The 3,550-nt window shown below is 73.5% G+C and carries 2 protein-coding genes; both read left to right on the top strand.

The window, feature by feature from the left end:
- The coding region (gene addB, locus ABF821_RS20320; RefSeq protein ID WP_415531390.1) for a double-strand break repair protein AddB at positions 1 to 1,949 on the top strand (1,949 nt) is incomplete at its 5' end.
- On the top strand, positions 1,946 to 3,550 hold a 1,605-nt coding region (locus ABF821_RS20315; protein WP_415531389.1), incomplete at its 3' end, for a UvrD-helicase domain-containing protein. The genes addB and ABF821_RS20315, both read left to right, overlap by 4 nt.

Here is a 3,550-nt window from a genome sequence, read left to right as displayed (position 1 = left end):
ATCGGGGGCTGGCCGGGCGGGTGGCGGTGGAACTGGCGCGCTGGGGCGTGGTGGCGGATGACAGCGCGGGCGAGCCGCTGCATGCGACGCCGCCGGCCGTGTTCCTGCGGCTGCTGGCGCGGGCGGCTTCCGGCGGGTTGTCGCCGGTGGCGCTGCTGTCGCTGCTGAAACATCCGCTGGCGGCCTGCGGGCTGGCGCCGGGGGCGTGCCGTGCCTCGGCGCGGTTGCTGGAGCGGGCGTTGCTGCGGGGGCCGGCGCCTCGGCCGGGATTCGCGGGGTTGCGCGACCGGTTGGCGGCGGCGCGGGATGACGCCCATGGCGCGCTGGCGGATCGGCCGGATGCGCCGGAGGATCTGGCGGGGTTCGTCGATCGGCTGGAGCGGTGTCTGGCGCCGGTGCTGGGGTTTGGGGCGGCGGAGAGCCGGCCGGTGGGCGACCTGCTGACCGGGTTGATCGCGGCGGCGGAGGCGCTGGCCGCGACGGACGAGAAATCGGGCGCCGACCGGTTGTGGGCGGGCGAGGACGGCAACGCGCTGGGGCAGCATCTGGCGGGGATGGTGGCGTTCTGCGACGTGCTGCCGGCGCAGCCGGGGTGGGTGCTGGACGGGGTGCTGACCGCTTCGATGGGCGGGCTGTCCGTGCGCTCGCGGCGCGGGTTGCGGGGGCGGAGCGAGAATGTGCTGCATCCGCGCATCTTTATCTGGGGCCTGATGGAAGCGCGGTTGCAGTCGGTCGAGACCATGGTGCTGGGTGGGCTGGTGGAAGGCGTGTGGCCGCCGGCGACCGATCCGGGGCCGTGGATGAGCCGGCCGATGCGGGCGCGGGTCGGCCTGCCTTCGCCCGAGCGGGCGATCGGGCAGGCGGCGCATGATTTCGTGGCCTGTGGGTGTGCGGCGGGGGAGGTCGTGCTGTCGGTGCCCGGTCGGCGGGACGGGGCGCCGACCGTGCCGGCGCGGTGGCTGGTGCGGCTGGATGCGTTTCTCGCCGGGCGGGGGCAGGCGGTGCCGGCGCATCCGGCCCTGGCGTGGCTGGGACGGCTGGACCGGCCGGTGGAGGCGCCGCGCCCGGTGGCGCCGCCCCGGCCCTGCCCGCCGGTGGACTGGCGGCCGCGCCGGTTGACGATTACCGAGATCGAGACCTGGATGCGCGACCCGTATGCGATTCATGCGCGGCATATTCTGGGCTTGCGGCGGCTGAAGGAGATCGAGGAGCCGGCGGACGCGGCCGATTACGGCACCATCGTGCATGCGGCGCTGGATCGCTGGTGCCGCCAGCCGGCGGGAGAGCGGGCGGACGAGGCCGGGTTGCGGGCGCTGTTTGCCGAGGCGCTGGCCGAGGCGCGGCTGAGGCCGGCGCTGGCGGCGTGGTGGGCGCCGCGACTGGAGCGGATTGCATCCTGGGTGATCGCCACCGAGGCCGCGCGGGCGGCCGGCGAGGGGGCGCCGATCGTGCTGACGCGCACCGAGCAGAGCGGCAAGGCGACGCTGAACGACCTGCCGGGCGGGCCGTTTCTGCTGCGCGGGCGGGCCGACCGGATCGACCGCGACGCGGCGGGGGCGCTGGTGCTGATCGACTACAAGACCGGGACGTTGCCGAACCGCAAGACGGTGGTGGCGGGGTGGTCGTCGCAACTGGTGCTGGAGGCGGCGATGGCCGAACGCGGGGCCTTCGGGCCGGAACTGGCGGGGCCGGCGCGCGAACTGGCCTATTGGCGGCTGACCGGCGGGGCCGAGGCCGGGAAGATCCTGCCGCTGGCCGAGGGGGACGCGCTGGCCGCGCTGATCGAGGGCGCGTGGGAGAGCCTGCGGGGGCTGATTGCGATGTATGACGATCCGGACCAGCCTTATCTGTCGCATCCGCACCCCGGCGAGAGCCCGCGTTTTGCCGATTATGCGCGGCTGGCGCGGGTGGCGGAGTGGAGTGCCGCGCGCGACGAGGCCGCGCCATGAACGTGACCTCGCGCGATGCGATCGGGCTGGCGAATGCCCGGCAGGCCGAGGCTTCGGACCCTGAAGCCTCGGTTTTCGTCTCGGCTTCGGCGGGGAGCGGCAAGACCAAGCTGCTGATCGACCGGCTGTTGCGGCTGATGCTGCCGCGCGTGGGGCCGGAGGGCGTGATTCTGCCGGGGTCGGACCCGTCGCGCATCCAGTGCCTGACCTTTACCAAGGCGGCGGCTGCGGAAATGGCGATCCGGCTCCAGAACCGGCTGGGGCGGTGGGTGACGCTGCCTGACGGGGAACTGGACCGCGAACTGGCGGCGCTGTCGGTGCCGCCCGGCGAGGCGGCGCGGCGGGCGGCGCGGGAATTGTTCGCCCGTGTGCTCGATCTGCCGGGGGGGATGCGGATCGGCACCATTCACGCTTTCTGCCAGTCGCTGTTGCGGCGTTTTCCGGTGGAGGCGGCGATCAGCCCGCATTTCACGCTGGTCGAGGATGCCGATGCGCGGATGGCGTTGGGCGAGGCCGTGGAGGCGGTGGTCGGCGCGGGCGGCGATGCCGTGGCGCTGCTGGCCGGGCAGGTGATGGTCGGCGCGTTCGCCGCGCTGGTCGGTAGCTTGCAGGCGCAGATGCGGCGGTTGCGGCCGGTGGTCGAGCGGCTGGCGGTGGATCGTGCCGGTGTCGAGGCCGCGATGATGCGTGTGCTGGGGGTGCGGAGCCGCGATGAAGAGTCGCTGCGCCATGCCGCCTGCGTGCCGCCGGACGAGGCGCATCTGCGCGCTGTGCTGCGGGTGGTGGCGGAGGACGGGCCGGCCGGCGCGCGGCGTACGGCGGTGGGGATGCTCGACTGGCTGGCGCTGCCGCCGGACGGGCGGGCGGCGCGCTGGGATGTGTGGCGCGCGGCGCTGGTGACGAAGGAGAACGAGCCGCGCAAGCGCGGGGGGCTGAGCGCGAAATTCGACGCCGAGCATGAGGGGGTGTGCGACGCCTTGGTGGCCGAGGCCGGGCGCGTGATCGCCGTGGACGAGGAATGCCGGGCCATTGCCCTGCTGCGGGCCAGCATGGCGCTGCTGGATGTCGCGGTGCCGGTGCTGCTGCGTTACGGCGACCGCAAGCGGGGGCAGGGGCTGGTCGATTATGACGATCTGATCGAGCGGACGCTGGATCTGCTGAAAGATCCTGGTGCGGCCTGGGTGTTGTACAAGCTGGATGGCGGCATCGATCATCTGCTGCTGGACGAGGTGCAGGATACCTCGCCCGATCAGTGGGCGATCGCGGGGGGGCTGACGGCGGAATTCTTTGCCGGGGCGGGGGCGCGGGAGCCGGATGCGGCGCCGCGTACGCTGTTCGCCGTGGGGGATTACAAGCAGTCGATCTATTCCTTCCAGGGGGCGGACCCCGAGGCGTTCCGGCTGTGGCGGGCGCGGTTCCGCCAGCGCGTGGAGGAGGCGGGGAGCCCGTGGAAGGAGCCGGCGCTGACGGTTTCGTTCCGCTCCACCGCGCCGGTGCTGAATCTGGTCGATGCCGTCTTTGCCCTGCCGGACGCGGCGCGGGGGCTGGTGGAGCCGGGGGGAGAGGTGCCGGTGCATCTGTCCGCGCGGCCGGGGCAGGGC

The sequence above is a fragment of the Gluconacetobacter sp. genome (genome assembly GCF_047721585.1).
In the GTDB taxonomy this organism is placed as follows: domain Bacteria; phylum Pseudomonadota; class Alphaproteobacteria; order Acetobacterales; family Acetobacteraceae; genus Gluconacetobacter; species Gluconacetobacter dulcium.
This window is presented reverse-complemented; position numbering and strand designations above follow the sequence as displayed.